Source organism: Neoroseomonas oryzicola (assembly GCF_012163135.1).
Lineage (GTDB): Bacteria > Pseudomonadota > Alphaproteobacteria > Acetobacterales > Acetobacteraceae > Neoroseomonas > Neoroseomonas oryzicola.
Genome location: NZ_JAAVUP010000001.1, coordinates 265,285 through 283,198, shown reverse-complemented (window position 1 = coordinate 283,198; position 17,914 = coordinate 265,285). Strand labels below are relative to the sequence as shown.

General features: G+C 70.9%; 14 protein-coding genes, 1 tRNA gene and 2 pseudogenes. 3 read left to right on the top strand and 14 right to left on the bottom strand.

From position 1 onward, the window contains the following. Window positions 1-52: 52 nt before the first annotated feature. The 7 genes and pseudogenes from GWK15_RS01370 to GWK15_RS01340 all read right to left on the bottom strand — a co-directional run bounded on the left by GWK15_RS01370 (window position 53) and on the right by GWK15_RS01340 (window position 6,312). Window positions 53-1,297 (bottom strand): ABC transporter substrate-binding protein, encoded by a 1,245-nt coding sequence (locus GWK15_RS01370; RefSeq protein WP_168038323.1) that lies wholly within the window; start codon window positions 1,295-1,297, stop codon window positions 53-55. Window positions 1,298-1,332: 35 nt separating this feature from the next. Then, window positions 1,333-2,577, bottom strand: coding sequence for an ABC transporter substrate-binding protein (locus tag GWK15_RS01365; RefSeq protein WP_168038321.1), 1,245 nt, complete (start codon window positions 2,575-2,577; stop codon window positions 1,333-1,335). 53 nt (window positions 2,578-2,630) lie between these two features. After that, a complete protein-coding gene (locus GWK15_RS01360; protein WP_168038319.1) occupies window positions 2,631-3,377 on the bottom strand; it encodes an ABC transporter ATP-binding protein in 747 nt (248 codons plus the stop codon). Further along, window positions 3,370-4,152: an ATP-binding cassette domain-containing protein gene (locus GWK15_RS01355; protein ID WP_168038317.1), complete on the bottom strand. Its 783-nt coding sequence runs from the start codon at window positions 4,150-4,152 to the stop codon at window positions 3,370-3,372. The genes GWK15_RS01360 and GWK15_RS01355 overlap by 8 nt, the downstream gene beginning before the upstream one ends. A gap of 198 nt (window positions 4,153-4,350) precedes the next feature. Next, a pseudogene (tig, locus tag GWK15_RS26485) lies at window positions 4,351-5,133 on the bottom strand (trigger factor); the annotation flags it as partial. A 630-nt stretch (window positions 5,134-5,763) separates the two neighbouring features. Then, window positions 5,764-6,180 (bottom strand): annotated as a pseudogene (locus GWK15_RS01345) (trigger factor); the annotation flags it as partial. Between the two features lie 47 nt (window positions 6,181-6,227). Then, window positions 6,228-6,312, bottom strand: a tRNA-Leu gene (locus GWK15_RS01340). A 127-nt stretch (window positions 6,313-6,439) separates the two neighbouring features. Here GWK15_RS01340 and GWK15_RS01335 point away from each other — a divergent pair. Further along, window positions 6,440-7,063 carry a glutathione S-transferase family protein gene (locus tag GWK15_RS01335; RefSeq protein WP_168038315.1) on the top strand — a complete coding sequence of 208 codons (624 nt, stop codon included), beginning with the start codon at window positions 6,440-6,442 and terminating at the stop codon, window positions 7,061-7,063. 12 nt (window positions 7,064-7,075) lie between these two features. On the opposite strand, the gene GWK15_RS01330 is transcribed toward GWK15_RS01335, so the two are convergent. The 3 genes from GWK15_RS01330 to GWK15_RS01320 form a co-directional block, all read right to left on the bottom strand. Then, complete coding sequence (locus GWK15_RS01330; RefSeq protein ID WP_168038313.1) at window positions 7,076-8,335, bottom strand: sigma-70 family RNA polymerase sigma factor; 1,260 nt, start codon at window positions 8,333-8,335, stop codon at window positions 7,076-7,078. A 47-nt stretch (window positions 8,336-8,382) separates the two neighbouring features. Then, window positions 8,383-8,805 (bottom strand): YciI family protein, encoded by a 423-nt coding sequence (locus GWK15_RS01325; RefSeq protein ID WP_168038311.1) that lies wholly within the window; start codon window positions 8,803-8,805, stop codon window positions 8,383-8,385. 105 nt (window positions 8,806-8,910) lie between these two features. Further along, the gene (locus tag GWK15_RS01320) at window positions 8,911-11,295 is read right to left on the bottom strand and encodes a 1-deoxy-D-xylulose-5-phosphate synthase N-terminal domain-containing protein (protein ID WP_168038309.1); all 2,385 of its coding nucleotides are present in this window, start codon (window positions 11,293-11,295) and stop codon (window positions 8,911-8,913) included. A gap of 400 nt (window positions 11,296-11,695) precedes the next feature. Here GWK15_RS01320 and GWK15_RS01315 point away from each other — a divergent pair, with 400 nt between their 5' ends. After that, window positions 11,696-12,139, top strand: coding sequence for a cupin domain-containing protein (locus tag GWK15_RS01315; RefSeq protein WP_168038307.1), 444 nt, complete (start codon window positions 11,696-11,698; stop codon window positions 12,137-12,139). Window positions 12,140-12,212: 73 nt separating this feature from the next. Here the strand turns inward: GWK15_RS01315 and GWK15_RS01310 are convergent, their stop codons facing one another. Beyond that, the gene (locus tag GWK15_RS01310; RefSeq protein ID WP_168038305.1) at window positions 12,213-12,872 is read right to left on the bottom strand and encodes a glutathione S-transferase; all 660 of its coding nucleotides are present in this window, start codon (window positions 12,870-12,872) and stop codon (window positions 12,213-12,215) included. Between the two features lie 95 nt (window positions 12,873-12,967). On the opposite strand from GWK15_RS01310, the gene phaZ reads away from it, so the two are divergent. Beyond that, window positions 12,968-14,179, top strand: coding sequence for a polyhydroxyalkanoate depolymerase (phaZ, locus tag GWK15_RS01305; protein ID WP_168038303.1), 1,212 nt, complete (start codon window positions 12,968-12,970; stop codon window positions 14,177-14,179). Here phaZ and GWK15_RS01300 read toward each other — a convergent pair. From GWK15_RS01300 to GWK15_RS01290, 3 genes are all read right to left on the bottom strand, one after another. Further along, the gene (locus tag GWK15_RS01300; RefSeq protein ID WP_168038301.1) at window positions 14,176-15,600 is read right to left on the bottom strand and encodes a malonyl-CoA decarboxylase; all 1,425 of its coding nucleotides are present in this window, start codon (window positions 15,598-15,600) and stop codon (window positions 14,176-14,178) included. The genes phaZ and GWK15_RS01300 overlap by 4 nt on opposite strands. 136 nt (window positions 15,601-15,736) lie before the next feature. After that, the gene (locus GWK15_RS01295) at window positions 15,737-16,114 is read right to left on the bottom strand and encodes a hypothetical protein (RefSeq protein WP_168038299.1); all 378 of its coding nucleotides are present in this window, start codon (window positions 16,112-16,114) and stop codon (window positions 15,737-15,739) included. Window positions 16,115-16,467: 353 nt separating this feature from the next. Then, on the bottom strand, window positions 16,468-17,904 hold the full coding sequence (locus tag GWK15_RS01290) for an NAD(P)H-hydrate dehydratase (RefSeq protein ID WP_168038297.1): 1,437 nt from the start codon (window positions 17,902-17,904) through the stop codon (window positions 16,468-16,470). Window positions 17,905-17,914: the final 10 nt, after the last annotated feature.

Sequence of the window (17,914 nt, the reverse complement as noted above, 5' to 3'; positions counted from 1 at the left end):
CACTCCAGGTGAGGCGCGGCGCCGGCAGCGTCGTCGCGCCCCGTTGCGAAACTCAGCTTCGGATCAGCGAGCAGCCGCCCTCGCTCACGGGCCGGAAGGCTTCGTCGGCCGGGGTGGTCTGCAACAGCTTGTAGTAGTCCCAGGGACCGCGGCTCTCGGCCGGGGTCTTCACCTCGAACAGGTAGGAGGGATGGATCTTGCGGCCGTCGGCGCGGATGGTGCCGGCGCCGAAGCAGTCGTCGTCGGTCGGCATGGCCTTCATGCGCTCGACCGCCGCGACGCCCGAGGCCTTCGCCGCCGTCACGCCCATGTCCTGCACCGCCTTGAGGTAGTGCAGCACGCCGGCATAGCAGCCCGCATGGGTCATGCAGGGCATGTTCGGCGCCATGGCGGCGCGCACGCGGTCGGTGAAGCGCCGGGTGCGGTCGTTCAGGTCCCAGTAGAACGTCTCGGTGCAGACGAGGCCCTGGGCCGTTTGCAGCCCCAGCGCATGCACGTCGTTGAGGAACATCAGCAGCGAGGCGATCTTGATGCCGCGACGCGTCAGCCCGAACTCCGCCGCCTGCTTGATGCAGTTGGTGGTGTCGGACCCGGCATTCGCCAACCCGATCACCTTCGCCCGCGACGCCTGCGCCTGCACCAGGAAGGAGGAGAAATCCGTCGTCCCCGGGAAGGGCGTCCGCACCTGGCCGAGCACCCGCCCGCCCGCCGCGCGAACGAAGCCGCCCGTGTCGCGTTCCAGCGCATGGCCGAAGGCGTAGTCGGCGGTGATGAAGAACCAGGTGTCGCCGCCCGCGCGCACCATCGCGCCGCCGGTCGACTTCGCCAGCATCCAGGTGTCGTAGGTCCAGTGGATGGTGTTCGGCGTGCAGGCACGGCCCGTGAGGTCCGAGGTCGCGGCGCTGCTGTTCAGGTGGACCTTGTTCTTCTCGCGGCAGATGTCGTTGACCGCGAGCGCGACCGAGGAGGTCGTGACGTCGAGCAGCACGTCGACGCCGTCGCGGTCGATCCACTGCCGTGCGATGTTCGACCCCACGTCAGGCTTGTTCTGGTGATCGGCGACCAGCACCTCGACGTTAAAGCCGCGGGCGCCGAAATCCGCCACGGCCTGCCGGGCGCAGGCCGCGGCCGTCGGGCCGGAGATGTCGCGATACATCCCCGAACCGTCGTTCAGCACGCCGATCTTGATGGTGTTCGCCGCCTGGGCGCTCGCCTTTCGGTAAGGAAGGGCGCCCCAGGCCGCCGTCGCCGCCGCGCCGGCGATCACACTGCGTCTGCTCGTCGTGCCGATGCTCATGGGTGGTTCGTTTCCTGCCGTGTCGTTCTTGGTGTTCAGCTGCGGACCAGGGAGCAGCCGCCCTCGTTCAGCGGGCGGAAGGCGTCCTCGGGCGAGCTGGTCTGCAGCAGCTTGTAGTAGTCGTGCTGGCCGCGGCTCTCCGCCGGCGTCTTCACCTCGAAGAGGTAGACCGGATGGATCTTGCGCCCGTCGGGACGGATGGAACCGGCGCCGAAGGCGTTGTCCTGGGTCGGCATCGCCTTCATGCGCGCAACGACGGCGCGGCCGTCGGCCTTGGCGGCGGGCACGCCCATGTCGAGCACGGCCTTGAGGTAGTGCAGCGTGCCGGAATAGTCGCCCGCATGGCTCATCGCGACCGGCGTGTCGCCGCCGGCGATGGCGCGCACGCGCCGCGCCACGTCGCGCGTCTGGTCGTTCATGTCCCAGTAGTAGGAGGCGCTGCAAACGAGCCCCTGCGCCGTCTCGAGCCCCAGCGCATGCACGTCAGTGATGAACATCAGCATCGAGGCGAGCTTGATGCCGCGCCGCGTGAGGCCGAACTCCGCCGCCTGCTTGATGCAGTTGGTCGTGTCCGTGCCCGCGTTCGCAAGGCCGATCACCTTCGCGCGCGAGGCCTGCGCCTGCAGCAGGAAGGAGGAGAAGTCGGTCGTCCCCGGGAAGGGCGTGCGCGCCGAGCCCACGATCCGCCCGCCCGCGTTGCGCACGAAGGTCGAGGTGTCGCGCTCGAGCGCATGGCCAAAGGCGTAGTCGGCGGTGATGAAGAACCAGGTGTCCCCGCCCGCGCGCACCATCGCCGAGCCCGTGGACTTCGCGAGCATGTAGGTGTCGTACACCCAGTGGATCGTGTTCGCGTTGCAGGCCCGTCCGGTGAGGTCCGACGTCGCGGTCGAGGTCGCGATCATCACCTTGTTCTTCTCGCGCGCCAGGTCCGACACCGCGAGCGCGACGGAGGAGGCGGCAAGGTTCAGCACCATGTCGACGCCGTCGCGGTCGAACCACTGGCGCGCGATGTTCACGCCCACGTCCGGGCGGTTCTGGTGGTCGGCCACGACGAGATCGAGGGTCAGCCCGCGCGGCGCCATCTCCTGCATCGCAAGGCGCGCGGCCGCGATGCTGTTCGGCCCGTTGAGGTCGCGATACGGCCCCGACATGTCGGACAGCAGCCCGATCTTGATGGTGTTCGCCGCCTGCGCCCGCGCGCCGCGCGGCGCCGCCAGTCCGGACAGGACCGGCAGCGCCGCCGCGCCGGCAAGGAGTCCACGTCTGCTCGTCTCGTTCATCCTGGTGCTTCTCCCTTGTTGGTTCGTGTCTTGCGCTGGCCTTCTGTCGGGCCTCAGACGCGCAGGTACTCGTCGATCCGGCTGCGCGAGGCCTCGACGTCCTCGTTGCGGACCATGTCCACGACCTTGCCGTGTTCCATCACGTAGTGACGGTCGGCGACGGTCTGGGCGAAGTGGAAGTTCTGCTCGACCAGCAGTACGGTGAAGCCGCGCTGCTTCAGCGCGCGGATGGTGCGCCCGATCTGTTGCACGATGACGGGAGCAAGGCCCTCCGACGGCTCGTCGAGCAGCAGCAGCTTCGCCCCCGTGCGCAGGATGCGCGCGATGGCGAGCATCTGCTGCTCGCCGCCCGACAGCTTGGTGCCCTGGCTGCGCGCCCGTTCCTTGAGGTTCGGGAACAGCTCGTAGATCTCGTCGAGCGGCAGCCCGCCGGGACGCACGATCGGCGGCAGCATCAGGTTCTCGGTCACGTCGAGGGACGCGAAGATGCCGCGTTCCTCGGGGCAGTAGGCGATGCCGGCGCGGGCGATGACGTCGGGCCGCGCCCCGATCAGCTCCCGCCCTGCATAGTGCAGCGACCCGGAACGCTTCGGCACCAGGCCCATGATCGAGCGCAGGGTCGAGGTCTTGCCCGCGCCGTTGCGGCCGAGCAGCGTGACGACCTCGCCCTCGTGGATCTCGAGGTTCACGCCGTGCAGCACGTGGCTTTCGCCGTACCAGGCCTCGAGGCCACGCACGACCATCAGGGGCGATCCGCCTTCCTGCGCGGCGATCGGGAGTTCGGCGAGGGCGTCAGCCATGGGCGGCCTCCGTCGCGGCAGCGGGTGGGGCTTCGGTGCCGAGATAGGCGGCGATCACGTCCGGGTTGCGCGCGACCGTGGTGTAGTCGCCTTCCGCCAGCACGCGCCCGCGCGCGAGCACGGTGATCGCGTCGCACAGGCCCGAGACGACCGTCAGGTTGTGTTCCACGAGCAGCACGGTCCGGCCGGCCGAGACGCGGCGGATCAGGGAGACGATGCGCCCCACGTCGTCATGCGTCATGCCTGCCGTCGGCTCATCGAGCAGCATCATCACCGGGTCGAGCGCGAGCGTCGTCGCGATCTCGAGCGCGCGCTTGCGGCCGTAGGGCAGTTCCCCCGCCGTGAGGTTGGCATAGGCCGACAGGCCCACATCCTCGAGCAGTTCGCGCGCGCGATCGTCGTACTGGCGCAGCAGGCCTTCGCCCCGCCAGAAGTCGAAGGACCCGCCGCGCTGCCGCTGCAGCGCGACGCGGACATTCTCAAGCACCGACAGGTGCGGGAAGACGGCGGAGATCTGGAAGGAGCGCACCAGGCCGAGCCGCGCGACCTCGGCCGGCTTCATGCCGGTGATGTCGCGGCCGTCGTAACGGATCGTGCCGCGCGTCGGCTGGAGGAACTTCGTCAACAGGTTGAAGCACGTCGTCTTGCCGGCGCCGTTCGGGCCGATCAGACCATGGATCGTGCCGCGGCGGACTGACAGGTCGACGTCGTTCACGGCCACGAAGCCGCGGAACTCCTTCGTCAGACCCTTCGTTTCCAGGATGGCGTCGGACACCCTTGAAGCGCTCCCTTCTCATGCTGGCGGCCTGGACGGCCGCTCGTTGATCTCTGTCGCATCTACGCAAGGCACTGGGCCCCGCGCAAGCGGGACTCTCTGAAAACACATGATTTTCGCAGCAGATTCCAGGCGCTGCATGAAAAAGGGGCAGCCGGTCACCCGGCTGCCCCAAGCGAACCGAACGGTTCCCTGCGGTCAGGCCGCGGCGGTCAGTTCTTCGGGCGCCACCTGGCGCTCGGTGACCTTCGCCAGCTCGAGCATGAAGTCGACGACCTTCTCCTCGAACAGCGGCGCGCGGAGGTTCTCCGCCGCCTGCGGATTCTTGCGGAAGAACTCGAGGACCTGCTGCTCCTGGCCCGGATAGCGCGAGGCTTCCTGGTAGACAGCGCGCGTCATCTCCTCCTGGCCGACCTGGACGTTGTTCGCCCGACCGATCTCGGAGAGCATCAGGCCCAGGCGGATGCGGCGCTCGGCGATGGTGCGGTATTCGTTCCGCAGCGTCGCCTCGTCCTTGCCCTTGTCCTCGTCGTCGAGGCGGCCGGCCTTCAGGTCGGCCTCCACGCGCTGCCAGATCTGGTTGAACTCGGCATCCACCATGCCGTCCGGCACCGCGAAGCTGGCCCGGTCGGCGAGGCTGTCGAGCAGCGCACGCTTCACCTTCAGGCGCGACAGCGCATCGTATTCGCGCTGCAGCGACCCGCGGATCGCCTCCTTCAGCGCGCCGAGGTCGGCCATGCCGACCGCCTTGGCCAGCTCGTCGTCGACCGCGCGCGGCGTGCGGGTCTTGAGCGCCTTCGCCGCGATGGTGAAGCGCGCATGCTTGCCCGCGAGCTCCGCCGAGCCGTAGTCGGCCGGGAAGGTCACGTCGATGTCGCGCGATTCGCCCGGGGCGAGGCCTTCCATCTGCTCGGTGAAGCCGGGGATGAAGCCGGCGCCGCCGACCTCGATCGGCATGTCGCTGGCGGTGCCGCCGGCGAAGATGCGCGCCTCGGGCTCCTCGGCGCCGGCATAGAGCCGCGCGGGGCCGATGCGCAGCGTCAGGTCCACCGCCGCGCCGGCCGGGATCGCGACCTCGATCACCGGGCGCACGAAGGCGAGGCCCGCAGCGTCCGACAGCGTCAGCGTGACGCGGTCGCCATGGGCATTCAGCGAGGCATTGGCGCGCGCGACGCCGAGCGCCGCATCGGCCGAACGCTCCTCGAGGCCGAAGCTCGCCGCCGCGCCGGACGGAAGGGCGCCGGCCGCGACATGGGCGACGATGGACAGCGTGAAGACGGCGCCGGGCTTCGCCGCCACCGCCTCGGCGACGTCGATGCGGATCGCGCCGGCTTCATTCACCGTGCCGTTCACCGCCACGTCGAAATAGGGCAGGCCCTTCTCCGAGCCGATGGCCGCGATCGTCGCCGCGAGGCCCGTCGGGACGGTCAGGCCCCAGCCCGCCGGCATCTCGCCCGGGTTGCCCGGCACCGCGCCGAGGCCGGGGCCGTTCTTCAGCAGGTCGGCCGGCAGGCGGCCGGTGAAGTCGCAGACCAGCACGTCGCCCTTGCCGGCCGCGCGCGGCTCGGCGTCCTCGAGCGAACCGTTGCGCTCGGCGATGGAGGCAAGCGCCTTCTCGATCGCGTCATCGGTCGGCTCGGCCTTCAGGCGCTCCAGCGCGATGCCGGAGAAATCGGGCATCGGGACGTCGGGCAGGATCTCGAATTCCATCTTGAACTCGAGGTCGGCGCCTTCGGCGAAGTTCACGATCTCGATCTTCGGCTGCATCGCCGGCTTCAGCCCGCGATCGTCGATCACCTTGCGCGACGAATCGGAGACGGACTGCTCCAGCACCTCGCCTAGCACGGCGGAGCCGTAGCGGCGGGTCACGACCGACATCGGCACCTTGCCGGGGCGGAAGCCCGGCATGGTCACGGTCTTGGCGATCTCGGCCAGGCGCTTGTCGCGCGTGGAGGCGATGTCGCCCGCGGAAACGGTGACGGAATAGGCGCGCTTCAGACCGTCATTCGCGAGCTCGGTGACCTGCATCGAGGGACGTCCATCCATTCTAAGGCTAGAGAAACCCGGCGGCGCCTTGGTGCGGGCGAAGGGATTTGAACCCCCACGGCTTGCGCCACCGGAACCTAAATCCGGCGTGTCTACCAGTTCCACCACGCCCGCCCGCGAGGCGCCGCGCGGCGGCAGGGGGCGGGGTGTAGCGCATGGGGCCGGGGTTTCCAAGCGCGGCTGGACGGAAATCGGCCCGAAAGGCGAGGCTGGCGGGCCGGAACGGGCCAAGGAGGGCCGGATGATCCTGATCGGGCAGTATGATTCACCCTTCGTGCGCCGCGTGGGCATCGCCCTGACATTGCTCGGCTTGCCCTTCGAGCACCGCCCCTGGTCGACCTTCGGCGATGCCGGAATGATCCGCCCGATCAGCCCCCTCACCCGCGTCCCGGTGCTGGTGGTCGACGGGGTCGCGCTGACCGACAGCCACCTGATCCTGGCGCAACTGGACGAGATGGCGCCCCCCGGGAGGGCCCTGATGCCCGCCGATCCGGCGGCGCGGCTGGCGGCGAGGCGGTTGCTCGGCCTCGCGACCGGCCTGGCGGAGACGGCCGTCAGCCTGTTCTACGAGAAGGTCCTGCACGACAGCCCCTCGCCGCTGCTGGTCGAACGGCGCGGCGGGCAGGTGGCGGCGACGGCGGAGGTGCTCGAGACCGCGGCTGCGGCGGCCGCGACGCCCTTCCTGTGCGGGGCCGCCATCACGCATGCGGACATCGCGTTGGCCGCCGCGATGCGCTTCGTGACGGAGGCGCATCCCGGGCTGCTCGACCTGGCCGCCCTGCCGGCACTGGCGCGACGCTGCGCCGCGCTGGAGGCGATGGAGGCGTTCCAGGCGATCCGGCAGCCCTTCATTCCGCCGTCGTGAGAATCGCGCGGTTCAGCCGCAGGCCGCCGCGCGCCCCAGCAGGAAGTCCCGTTCCCTCTCGTTCCGCGTCAACCCGGCGGCCTCCGCGAAGGCGACCCGCGCCTCGGCCAGCCGCCCGGCGCGGAACAGGGCGTCGCCCTTCGCCGCCGGCAGCGGCGCGTAGCCATCGAGTGCCCCGCCCGCCTCGAGCGCCTCGATCAGGCCAAGCCCGGCCGCCGGGCCGAAGGCCATGCCGTGAGCGATGGCCCGGTTCAGCTCCACCACCGGCGACGGCATCGCCACGGCCAGCCGGTCATACAGCCCGGCGATCCGCGCCCAATCCGTCTCGGCATAGGATCGCGCCCGCGCATGACATGCGGCGAGCGCCGCCTGGAGCACATACGAACCATCCGCGCCGCCGAGCGCCTCCGCCCGATCCAGCGCGGCCAGGCCCCGGCGGATCTGCAGCCGGTCCCAGCGCGCGCGGTTCTGCTCGGGCAGCGGCACCAGCGCCCCGTCCGCCCCCGTCCGCGCGGCAAGGCGCGAGGCCTGGATCTCCATCAGCGCCAGCAGGCCGAAGACCTCGGGCTCCTCCGGCGCCAGGCCGGCCAGGATGCGGCCAAGCCGGCAGGCCTCGGCGCAGAGCGCGGGCCGGACCAGGTCCTCGCCCGCCGTCGCCGCGTAGCCTTCGTTGAAGATCAGGTAGAGGACCTCGAGCACCGAGGCCAGGCGCCCTGCCCGCTCCGCCCCGCGCGGCACGGCATAGGGCAGGCCGCTGGCGCCCAGCGCCTTCTTCGCCCGCACGATGCGCTGGGCGATGGTGGCCTCCGAGGAGAGGAAGGCGCGCGCGATCTCCCCGGTGGTCAGGCCGCCGACCAGGCGCAGCGTCAGCGCCGCCCGCGCGTCGGGCGCCAGCAGCGGATGGCAGGCGGTGAAGATCAGCGCGAGGAGGTCGTCGCCATATTCATCGTCCAGCGCGGCGTCGCGAAGGCCGGCGCCGTCCTCCACGGCCTCGGCGGCGTCGCGCGCGATCTCGGCATGCTTGCGCGCGAGCATGCGCTCCCGACGGATGCGGTCGATCGCGCGGCGCTTCGCCGTCGCCATCAGCCAGGCGCCGGGATTGGCAGGTACGCCGGCGCGCGGCCAGTCCGCGAGTGCCGCCACCAGCGCGTCCTGCGCGAATTCCTCGGCGAGGTCGATGTCGCGCAGCATCCGGACCAGGCGCCCGATGAGCCTGGCCCGTTCGATGCGGAAGACCGCCTCGATCGCCTGGTGTGTATCCGCCGGCGCCACGCCGCCGGCTTAAGGCGGCGCGGCCGGGCGGCGCAAGCGCCGGGGCTTCAGCGGCCGCCGGTCTGCTCGCGCAGGCGCTCGATCTGGACGGCGAGGTCCTCGGTCATCGCCTCGCCGAAATCGCCGGCCTCGACGACCGGGCGGATCTCGATCTCGCTCGGGCCGGGCATCGGGTTGGGGCAGCGCTTCACCCATTCCACCGCCTCGGCCATGTCCTTGACGTCCCACAGCCAGAAGCCCGCGACGAGCTCACGCGTCTCGGCGAAGGGTCCGTCGATCACGGCGCGGCGCGGGCCGTCGAAGGCGACGCGCTTGCCCTGGGAGGACGGGCGCAGCCCCTCGCCCGCCAGCATCACGCCGGCCTTCACGAGTTCGTCGTTGAAGCTGGTCATCGCCTGCAGGAGCTCGGTCGTGGGCATGGCGCCCGCCTCGCTGTCGGCCGTCGCCTTGACCATCACCATCACACGCATCGTCGTTCTCCTCGATCGCGGAAGGTCCCATCGACCGTCCTGCCGATGCGACGAACGGGCGCGGTCGGAATCGACAGCACCGGCGAAAAAAGTTCGCGCCGGGCGTCAGCCCAGCAACGCCTCCGCGCAGGCGTCGAGGATCGCATCGCTGTCGAGCCCGTATTCCCGGTAGAGATCCGGGATGTCGCCCGCCTGGCCGAAGCGGTCGACGCCGAGCGGGACGACGCGCTGGCCGCGCACAGCCCCCATCCAGGCATGGGCCGCCGGGTGCCCGTCCAGCACCGTGACCAGCGCCGCGCCGGGTGCGAGCGGGGCGAGGATGCGCTCGATATGCGAGCCCGCCCGCACGCCGCCCCGCACCTGCCGCCGCGCCGCGAGCCAGTCGGCATGCAGCCGGTCAGGGCTCGTGATGGCGAGCAGGCCCGCCATGGGTTCCTCGCTCCGCAACTCCTCGAAGGCGGCGACCGCCTCGGGCGCGAGCGCGCCCTGGTAGGCGATGGCGATCCGCGCCCCCTGCCCCGGCGGCACGACCCAATGCGCGCCGGCGATCACCGCCGCCGGATCGAGGGCGCGCTGCGGCTGCTCCAGCCCGCGCGTCGACAGGCGCAGCCAGACGGCCGAACCGTCCGGCTTCTGCATGTGGTCGAAGGCGTGACGCAGCAGGATCGCGAGCTCGTCGGCATGCGCCGGCTCGAAGGAGGCCAGCCGGTCGGCCGCCATGCCGATCAGCGGCGTGTTGACGGATTGGTGCTGCCCGCCTTCCGGCGCCAGCGTCAGGCCCGAGGGCGTCGAGACCAGCAGGAACCGCGCATCCTGGTAGCAGGCATAGATCAGCGCATCGAGGCCACGGTTGACGAAGGGGTCGTACACCGTGCCGATCGGCAGCAGCCGCGCGCCATAGAGCCGGTCCGCGAGCCCCAGCCCGGCCAGCACCAGGAACAGGTTCTGCTCCGCGATGCCGAGCTCGACATGCTGGCCCTCGGGCGACATGCCCCAGCGCTGCGCGGAGGCCAGCTTGGCGTCGCGGAAAACGTCGTTCTTCTTGTGCCGGTCGAAGATGCCGCGGCGGTTCACCCAGGGCCCGAGATTGGTGCTGACGGTCACGTCCGGGCTGGTCGTGACGATGCGCTTCGCGAGGTCGGCGAATTCGCCCTGCCCGCGCCCGATCTCGGCGAGGATCTCGCCGAAGGCCTGCTGGGTGGAGAGCTTCCGCCCCTCGCCCACCCGCGGTGCGGCGAAGGCGGCGGGCACGTGGATCGTGGGCGAGACCAGCGAGCGCCCGCCAAGTGTCAGCGTCTTGCCGAAGGGAACCGAGGCGAGGAAGTCGCGCAGCTCCTCCTCGGGGATGCCGAGGCCCTCGAAGGGGTCCCATTCGTGGCCGGGGCGGATGCCGAGCGACTGTCGGAAGCTCTCCATCTGCTCCTTGGTCATCAGCCCGGCGTGGTTGTCCTTGTGCCCCGCGAAGGGCAGGCCCATGCCCTTGACCGTGTAGGCGATGAAGCAGGTGGGCTGGTCGCCCTCGGCGTCCTGGGCGCGGAAGGCCTCGGTCAGCGTCTCGATGTCATGGCCGCCGAGGTTGTTCATCAGCGCCGCGAGTTCGTCGTCGGTCAGCGGGTCGATGATGGCGCGGATGCCGTCGACCCGGCCGAGCTCGGCGAGCAGCGCGGCGCGCCAGGCGGCCCCGCCCTGGAAGGTCAGCGCCGCATAGAGGCTGTTCGGGCAATCGTCGATCCAGCGGCGGAGCTGATCCCCGTCCGGGCGCGCGAAGGCGGCTTCGAGTTTCCGCCCGTATTTCAGCGTGACGACGTTCCAGCCCATGTCGCGGAACAGGCCCTCGATGCGGCCGAACAGCCGGTCCGGGACGACGCTGTCGAGGGACTGGCGATTGTAGTCGACCACCCACCAGACATTGCGGATGTCGTGCTTCCAGCCTTCGAGCAGGGCCTCGTAGATGTTGCCCTCGTCGAGTTCGGCGTCGCCCACGACGGCCACGTGGCGGCCGGGCGGCACGCCCTCGGGCGCGAGGTTGTGCAGGTGGACGTAGTCCTGCACGAGCGAGCCGAAGGAGGCGAGCGCCACGCCGAGGCCGACGGAGCCCGTGGAGAAATCGACCTCCGGCCCGTCCTTCACGCGGGAGGGATAGGGCTGGATGCCGCCGAACTGGCGCAGCGTCTCGAGCTTGTCGCGCTGCTGCCGGCCGAGCAGGTAGTTGATGGCGTGGAAGACCGGCCCGGCATGGGGCTTCACCGCCACGCGGTCGGCCGGGCGCAGGATGCCGAAATAGAGCGCGGCAAGGATCGAGACCGAGGAGGCGCAGGAGGCCTGGTGCCCGCCCACCTTCAGCCCGTCCCGATTGGGTCGGATGTGGTTGGCGTTGTGGATCATCCAGGCCGAGAGCCAGAGCAGCTTGCGCTCCAGCGCATGCAGGATCTCGACCCGGCGCGCGGCATCGGGCGTGTCCTGGCGGCGCGACTTGCCCTCTGCGGTCATACCCGGACTCCCCCCGAACCTTCGCTCCGCCCTGACTATGGGGCCTGCGCCGGGGCGGGAGAAGGCCGCGGCGGTCAGGGGCGCCGGCGCACCCACACCGGCCCGGCCACGCCGCGGGCCAGCACGCGCATGGCGCCGAGCGTCATGGCGAGGATCAGCAGGAACTGAATGAGAGCGACCATGGCGCGTCTCCGGCGGGAACACGCCGAAGGTCGCACGCCCGATCGCTTGCGGCCGTGACCGGGCGCACGCCCCGCGTGGCTGCCAAAGTCTTGTGCAACGCAGCATTCCGCTTGCATCGGCAGCACCATCGGCGCGAGGCTGTCCGCGAGGAAGTCATCGTGCGGCGCCATTGGCCCCTGGCCCCGAGAGGCTGGCCGGCCCCTTGGAGAGCTGCGCCATGCTCGACGCGACGACCGTCAACCTGTTTTCCCACAACAAGCCGGGCGACACGCCCTGGCGGCTCGATGGGCTGAGGTCCTTCTTCGCCTATCGCGACCTCGGCATCGCTGCGGCCACGGGCGGGCGCGTCATCGCCCACCTGGTCCGCGCCAACGCAGCACCCGAGGCCGGCACCGGCTGGCACACGCACCAGGCCGACTTCCACATCGTCATCATGCTCAAGGGCTGGGCGAAGTTCATGTACGAGGACAAGGAGACGCTGGTCGAGGCCGGCGACTGCATCCATCAGCGCCCGGGCATCGTCCACTACCTCTACGACTACTCGCCGGACATGGAGTATCTCGAGGTCGTCGGCCCGGCGGATTTCGGCACCCAGGACGCCGAGGGCCCCTGCGCGGTGCCCAAGCCGGTGCCCTGGCCCGAGGGCGCGGCGCCGGGCTGACGCAGCCAAGGTGCGCTGCCTGGCCGGCAGTCGCCGGGCGCGGCCGATCGCGGCACGCGCCCGGCGGATACGCTCAGAACTCCACCTCGAGCTCGGCGATCTCCTCCTCGGGCTCGGCGGCGGCGTCGCGCGTCCATTCGACCAGGTCCGGCCAGGCGAGGACGTGGCGCGCATAGGCCGCCGGATGGCCCTTGAGCTTCACGTCATAGGTGCGGAAGCGCGTGGCGACCGGGGCGTACATCGCATCGGCGATGGACGGGCGCGCGCCGAACAGCCAGGGCCCGCCGCTGCGCTCCAGGCAATCCGTCCAGATCGCCTCGATCGCCGATATGTCGGCGCGGGGGCCGGACCAGATCGGGAAGCCGGCGCGGGTTGCCCTGAGATTCATCGGCAGGGCGGAGCGCATCGCCGCGAAGCCGGAATGCATTTCGCCCGAGATGGAGCGGCACAGCGCCCGCGCATGCTTCTCGTCCGGCAGCATGCCGGCGGCCGGGAAGGCTTCGTTCAGGTATTCGGCGATGGCGAGCACGTCCCAGATCCGCACGCCATCATGCAGCAGCGCGGGGTAGCGGATGGAGGAGGAGCGCAGCAGCAGTTCCTCCCGCACCGCCGGATCCGCGGCCGACACCGGCTGGGTGACGAAGTCGATGCCCGACAGCCGCGCGAGCAGGAAGCCGCGCAGCGACCAGGAGGAATAATTGCGGTTGGTGATGAGCAGGGTCGCCTCGGCCATGCCGCGGTCCTCGATGAAGGTGTTGCCGTGCCGATCGTCCCTGGCACAGCGTTAGCATCTCCGTCGCGCCGAGTGCCAGCGGACAGCGACCGGCGATGATCTATTCCTTCTACGACGGCCATGCTCGGGCGCTGGCGCCCATCCGCCACCAGGCGATGTTCGCCGCGGCGATGATGCGCGGCGCCGGGGCCGGGGCGGCGCCGGCGATGCGGCGGCTCCTCGCCGGGCTCGACCTCTTCGCCGGGCTGCGCACCACGCATGACCGGCCCGATTTCGGCCTGCAGCGCACGCTGCTCGGCAACCGGGAAGTCGCGGTCAGCGAGGAGGCCGTGCACGCCACGCCCTTCGGCACCCTGCTGCGCTTCCGCAAGGATGCGCCGGTGCGCCAGCCGCCGCTGCTGCTGGTCGCGCCGATGTCGGGGCATTTCGCGACGCTGCTGCGCCCGACCGCCGAGACGCTGCTGCCGGATTTCGACCTGCACGTGACCGACTGGCACAATGGCCGCCACGCGCCGCTGTCCGCCGGGCCGTTCGGCTTCGACGACTTCGTCGCGCACATCATGGCCTTCCTGCGCGCCATGGGCGAAGGCGCGCATGTGCTGGCGGTCTGCCAGCCCTCCGTCGCCGTGCTCGCCGCCGCGGCCCTGATGCATGAGGACCGCGACCCCGCCCGCCCCCGCAGCGTGACGCTGATGGCCGGGCCGATCGACACCAGGCTGAACCCGACGCTGGTCAACCGCCTCGCCTCAGGCAAGCCGTTGTCGTGGTTCGAGCGCAACCTGATCGCGACCGTGCCCTTCGGCAGCCGCGGCGCGGGGCGGCGGGTCTATCCGGGGGTGACGCAGCTCACCGCCTTCATGTCCCTCAACATCGCCCGGCACATCGCGGCGCACGAAACCTACTGGCGGAACCTCGCGGCCGGGGAGAGCGAGGCCGCCGAGGCCCATCGCCGCTTCTACGACGAGTATTTCGCGGTCATGGACCTGCCGGCGGAATTCTACCTCGAGACGGTCGGCCGCGTGTTCCAGACGCATGACCTGCCGACCGGGCGGCTGACCTGGCGCGGCCGGCCGGTGCAGCCCAGGGCCATTCGCCGCATGGGGCTGATGACGGTGGAGGGCGAGAAGGACGACATCTGCGGCCTGGGCCAGACGATGGCCGCGCTCGACCTCTGCCCGTCCCTGCCGACCTCGATGCGCAGCCACCACCTGCAGACCGGCGTCGGCCATTACGGCGTCTTCGCCGGCAAGCGCTGGCAGCAGGAGATCTACCCGCGGGTGCGGGCGATGATGCAGTCCTACTCCTAAGGCTTCGCCAGCTTCCGGATGGCAGCCGAGGCGGCACGCCGCCCCTCCCCGACATAGGCCTCGTGGTGGTCCTCGATCCGCTCGGGGTCATAGAGGTAGTTGACCATCAGCCCATGGGACTGGCGCAGGCCGTTGTCGGAGATGTCGGCCTTCCAGTTGACGCGTTCGATCCGCGCCCCGTTGGACAGGTGGAAATGCGTCACCGGGTCGCGGGCGCGGCCAGGGCGACGCGGCGCTTCCTCCTTCAGCAGGTAGCGCGCGCAGAGGCGGGCCAGCAGCGGTTCCAGCACCTTCTGCGTCGCCTCCTCCCGCCAGGGCGGGCGGCGGGCGAGCAGGCCGCGCAGGATCGTGGCCTCGTCCGGCTCAGGGGTGCCCTCGGCGGGCGGCGGCAGCAGCGGCGCGAGGGCGCGCAGCGCCTTCCGTTCCTCCTCGGTCAGCGCGATCTCGCCGGCGGCGAGGCTCGCATCGAGCCATTTCCGATAACCCGGAATGGGAGAAAGCGTGCAGAATTGCTTGATATTGCGCATTTCATCCGACAGCACCCCGACCACGCGCTTGATCAGGAAATTGCCGAAGGAGATGCCGTCCAGCCCGCGCTGGCAGTTGTTGATGGAATAGAAGACGGCCGTGTCGGCCTGGCGGGGGTCGAGCACCGGCGCCTTCTCGTCGAGCAGCCGCTGCACGCTGTCCGACATGCCCTGCACCAGCGCGACCTCGACGAAGATCAGCGGTTCCTCGGGCATGCGGGGATGGAAGAAGGCGTAGCAGCGGCGATCGGAATCCAGCCGGTTCTTGAGGTCCCGCCAGGTGCGGATGCGGTGCACCGCCTCGTATTCCACCAGCTTCTCGAGGATGACGGCCGGCGAGCGCCAGTCGATGTGCCGCAGTTCGAGGAAGGCGACGTCGAACCAGGAGGCGAGCAGCCCCTTGAGGTCGGTCTCGAGCGCCTGCAGCAGCTTGTCCCCGTCCAGCCGCGCGATCAGGTCGGCGCGCAGGTCGACCAGGAACTTCACCCCGTCGGGGATGGCGGCGAAGGCCGTCAGCAGCCGGATCCGCGGGGGTTCGAGCGCCCGGCGCAGGCGGGCGGTCGCGACCGCGCGCTCGGCGGCATCGCCGGCGGCGACGACCTTCTCCATCGCCTTGCTCACGGCGGCCGGATCTGAATCGAAGGCGGCGAGGGCGCGGAGGAACTCCGTCCGGCCCGATTGGTCGAGGGTACGGTAGGCCTCGGCGAGGCCGGCCGCGCGGGCGCGGGCGGAGACCTCGCCCCCGCGGCCCTCGAGGCAGTCGCGCAGCCGGGCGGCGAGATCGGCGTCCGCCTGGTCCCCCACCCCGACCACGGCCGCCATGTCGCGCCAGAGGGTGGAGACGCGCCGCAGCGCGCGGTCGAGAAGGCCGGCCTGGATCGCAACGTCGGACATGCACACCCCCGGTCGTGTCAGCAATGAAATCTAGCGACACATCCCGTGAAGCGAAAGCGTGACGCGCAGGCCCCTGAAAGCAGAAGGGCCGCGCTACCCCCCGGTGCGCGGCCCTTCGCTGGGTGCTTCCCCTGGATCAGGCCTTGCCGATCCCGAGAAGCGCGGCACGCACGCTGGAGACGACGCTGCCGGCCTCGGCGGCGATCTCGCCGGCGGCCTGGGCGCGGACCGGCTCATGGCCGACGGTCTCGGCCGGGCCGGGCATCGGGATGGGCTGCGAGGCCACCGCGCCGGCGGCCTGCGGCGGAACCATGCGGAGCGGCGCGGCGGGCGCGGCCGCCGCTCGTTCCGCCTCGGCGAGCCCGTCGATCCCGGTGGAGGTGGCGGGTTGCGCATCATAGAGCGACAGCAACTTCCGGACGCCTTCGAGGCGCTGGAAGAGCCGCGACGCGCGAAGTTCCGCGATGATGGACCGCTCCTCCTGGTGGAGCGCGGTGATGAGGTTGCTGCTCACTGTGGGCCCCCTGGTTCAGGAGGCGTTAACGTATGAGCAACTGAGTCATGAAATCAACGGCTTGCATCAATTTCGAGAGTCTTGTTTTTCAGATCAGGATGTGGTGTGGAGATGCGCTTCCCACAACCTAGATATAGTTCACGCAGAAGTGGTTACGCGGCGTGAGATGGTTCCGGAACGGGTCGACCGGGTGAGGATCACCCACTTCAGGGCGCAAGGGGAACCGGAATGACACTGTTGCGGTCAATGTGATCGGCGTTCTGCGCGCCCAGGTTGTTTTCCGCGTCCGAAATCTGGGCATTCTTAAACTTAATTCTAAGTAAATTCGATTATATATCTGTTTTAATTAGATCTTAGGTCGCACCTTGCGCCGCCGCGAGCGCATCGGGGATCCGCGACGCCAGATCCTCGGCGATCAGGCCAGGCCCGCAGCGGAACGCAGCCTCGCCATGGACCCAGGCACCCGCCGCGGCGGCCTCGAAGACCGGCATCCCTCCGGCGAGGAAGGCCGCGATCATCCCCGCCAGCACGTCCCCGGTGCCGCCCGTCCCGAGCGCGGCCGGGGCATGGGCATTGACCGCCGCCCGCCCGTCCGGGGCGGCGATGACGGTGTCGGGTCCCTTCAGCAGCACCACCGCGCCGGCCGCCGCCGCGGCACGCCGTACCGCCTGCAGCCGGTCCCCGCCGACGGGGCCGAAGACCCGCGCGAACTCGCCCTCATGCGGCGTCAGCACGGCGCAGCCGGCCAGGGCCTCGGGGCGGCCGGCAGCGGCGGCGATCGCGCCCGCATCGGCCACGACCTGCCGCCCCGCGTCGCGGATCGCGGCCAGGGCAGCCAGCGTCTCGGGCGCCGCCGGCATGCCAGGCCCGACCACCCAGACGCGCCGGCGCTCGTCGGCCAGCAGGGTGGCGAGCGGCGCCTCGCTGACGATGACGCCGGGATCGCCGGTCCGCAGGACATCCGCCGTGGCGCGGTCCGGCGCCAGCAGCGTCGCAAGCCCCGCCCCGGCCCGGCGGGCCCCGGACGCCGCGAGCCGCGCCGCCCCGGTCATGCCCGCCCCGGCCAGGATCGTCACATGCCCGCGGCTGTATTTGTTGGCCGCGGGGCCATGGTCGGGCAGGCGCCACAAGGGCGGCCCGGCCTGCCAGCAGCGCGGCCGCACGGTCTCCAGCACCGTGCCGGGCAGTCCGATATCGGCCAGCACCGTCTCGCCGCAGAGCGTCCGGCCCGGCATGAGCAGATGCCCCGGCTTCAGCCGGAAGAAGGTCACGGTCAGCGCCGCGGCTGCGACGACGCCCCTGCCCTGCCCCGTCGCGCCGTCGAGGCCCGAGGGCACGTCCACCGCCAGGATCGGACCGCCCGACGCGCCCAGCGTCTCCGCCACCGGGCCATCGACAGGCCGCGTCAGCCCCGCCCCGAACACCGCATCGATGACGAGGGCCGCGCGGGCGGCCTCGGCGGGCGCGAAGGCGGTCATCGGCCCGTGCCATCGCGCCGCCGCGGCGGCCGCATCCGTCCCGGCGCGCGGAGGCGCCAGCGCCGCGACGGCCACCGGCCAACCGGCCTGTTCCAGGATGCGGGCCGCGACATACCCGTCCCCGCCATTGTTGCCTGGCCCGGCCAGCACCAGCGTCCGGCACGGCCGGAAGCGCCGGATGGCAGCCCGCGCGACCGCGCGGCCGGCGGCCTCCATCAGCCGCTCGCCGGGGATGCCGCCGGCGATGGCCGCAGCATCGGCACGGCTCATCTCCTCGGGGGTCAGGAGGGCCTGACTTGCGCTGTCTCGCATGCATGCAGGA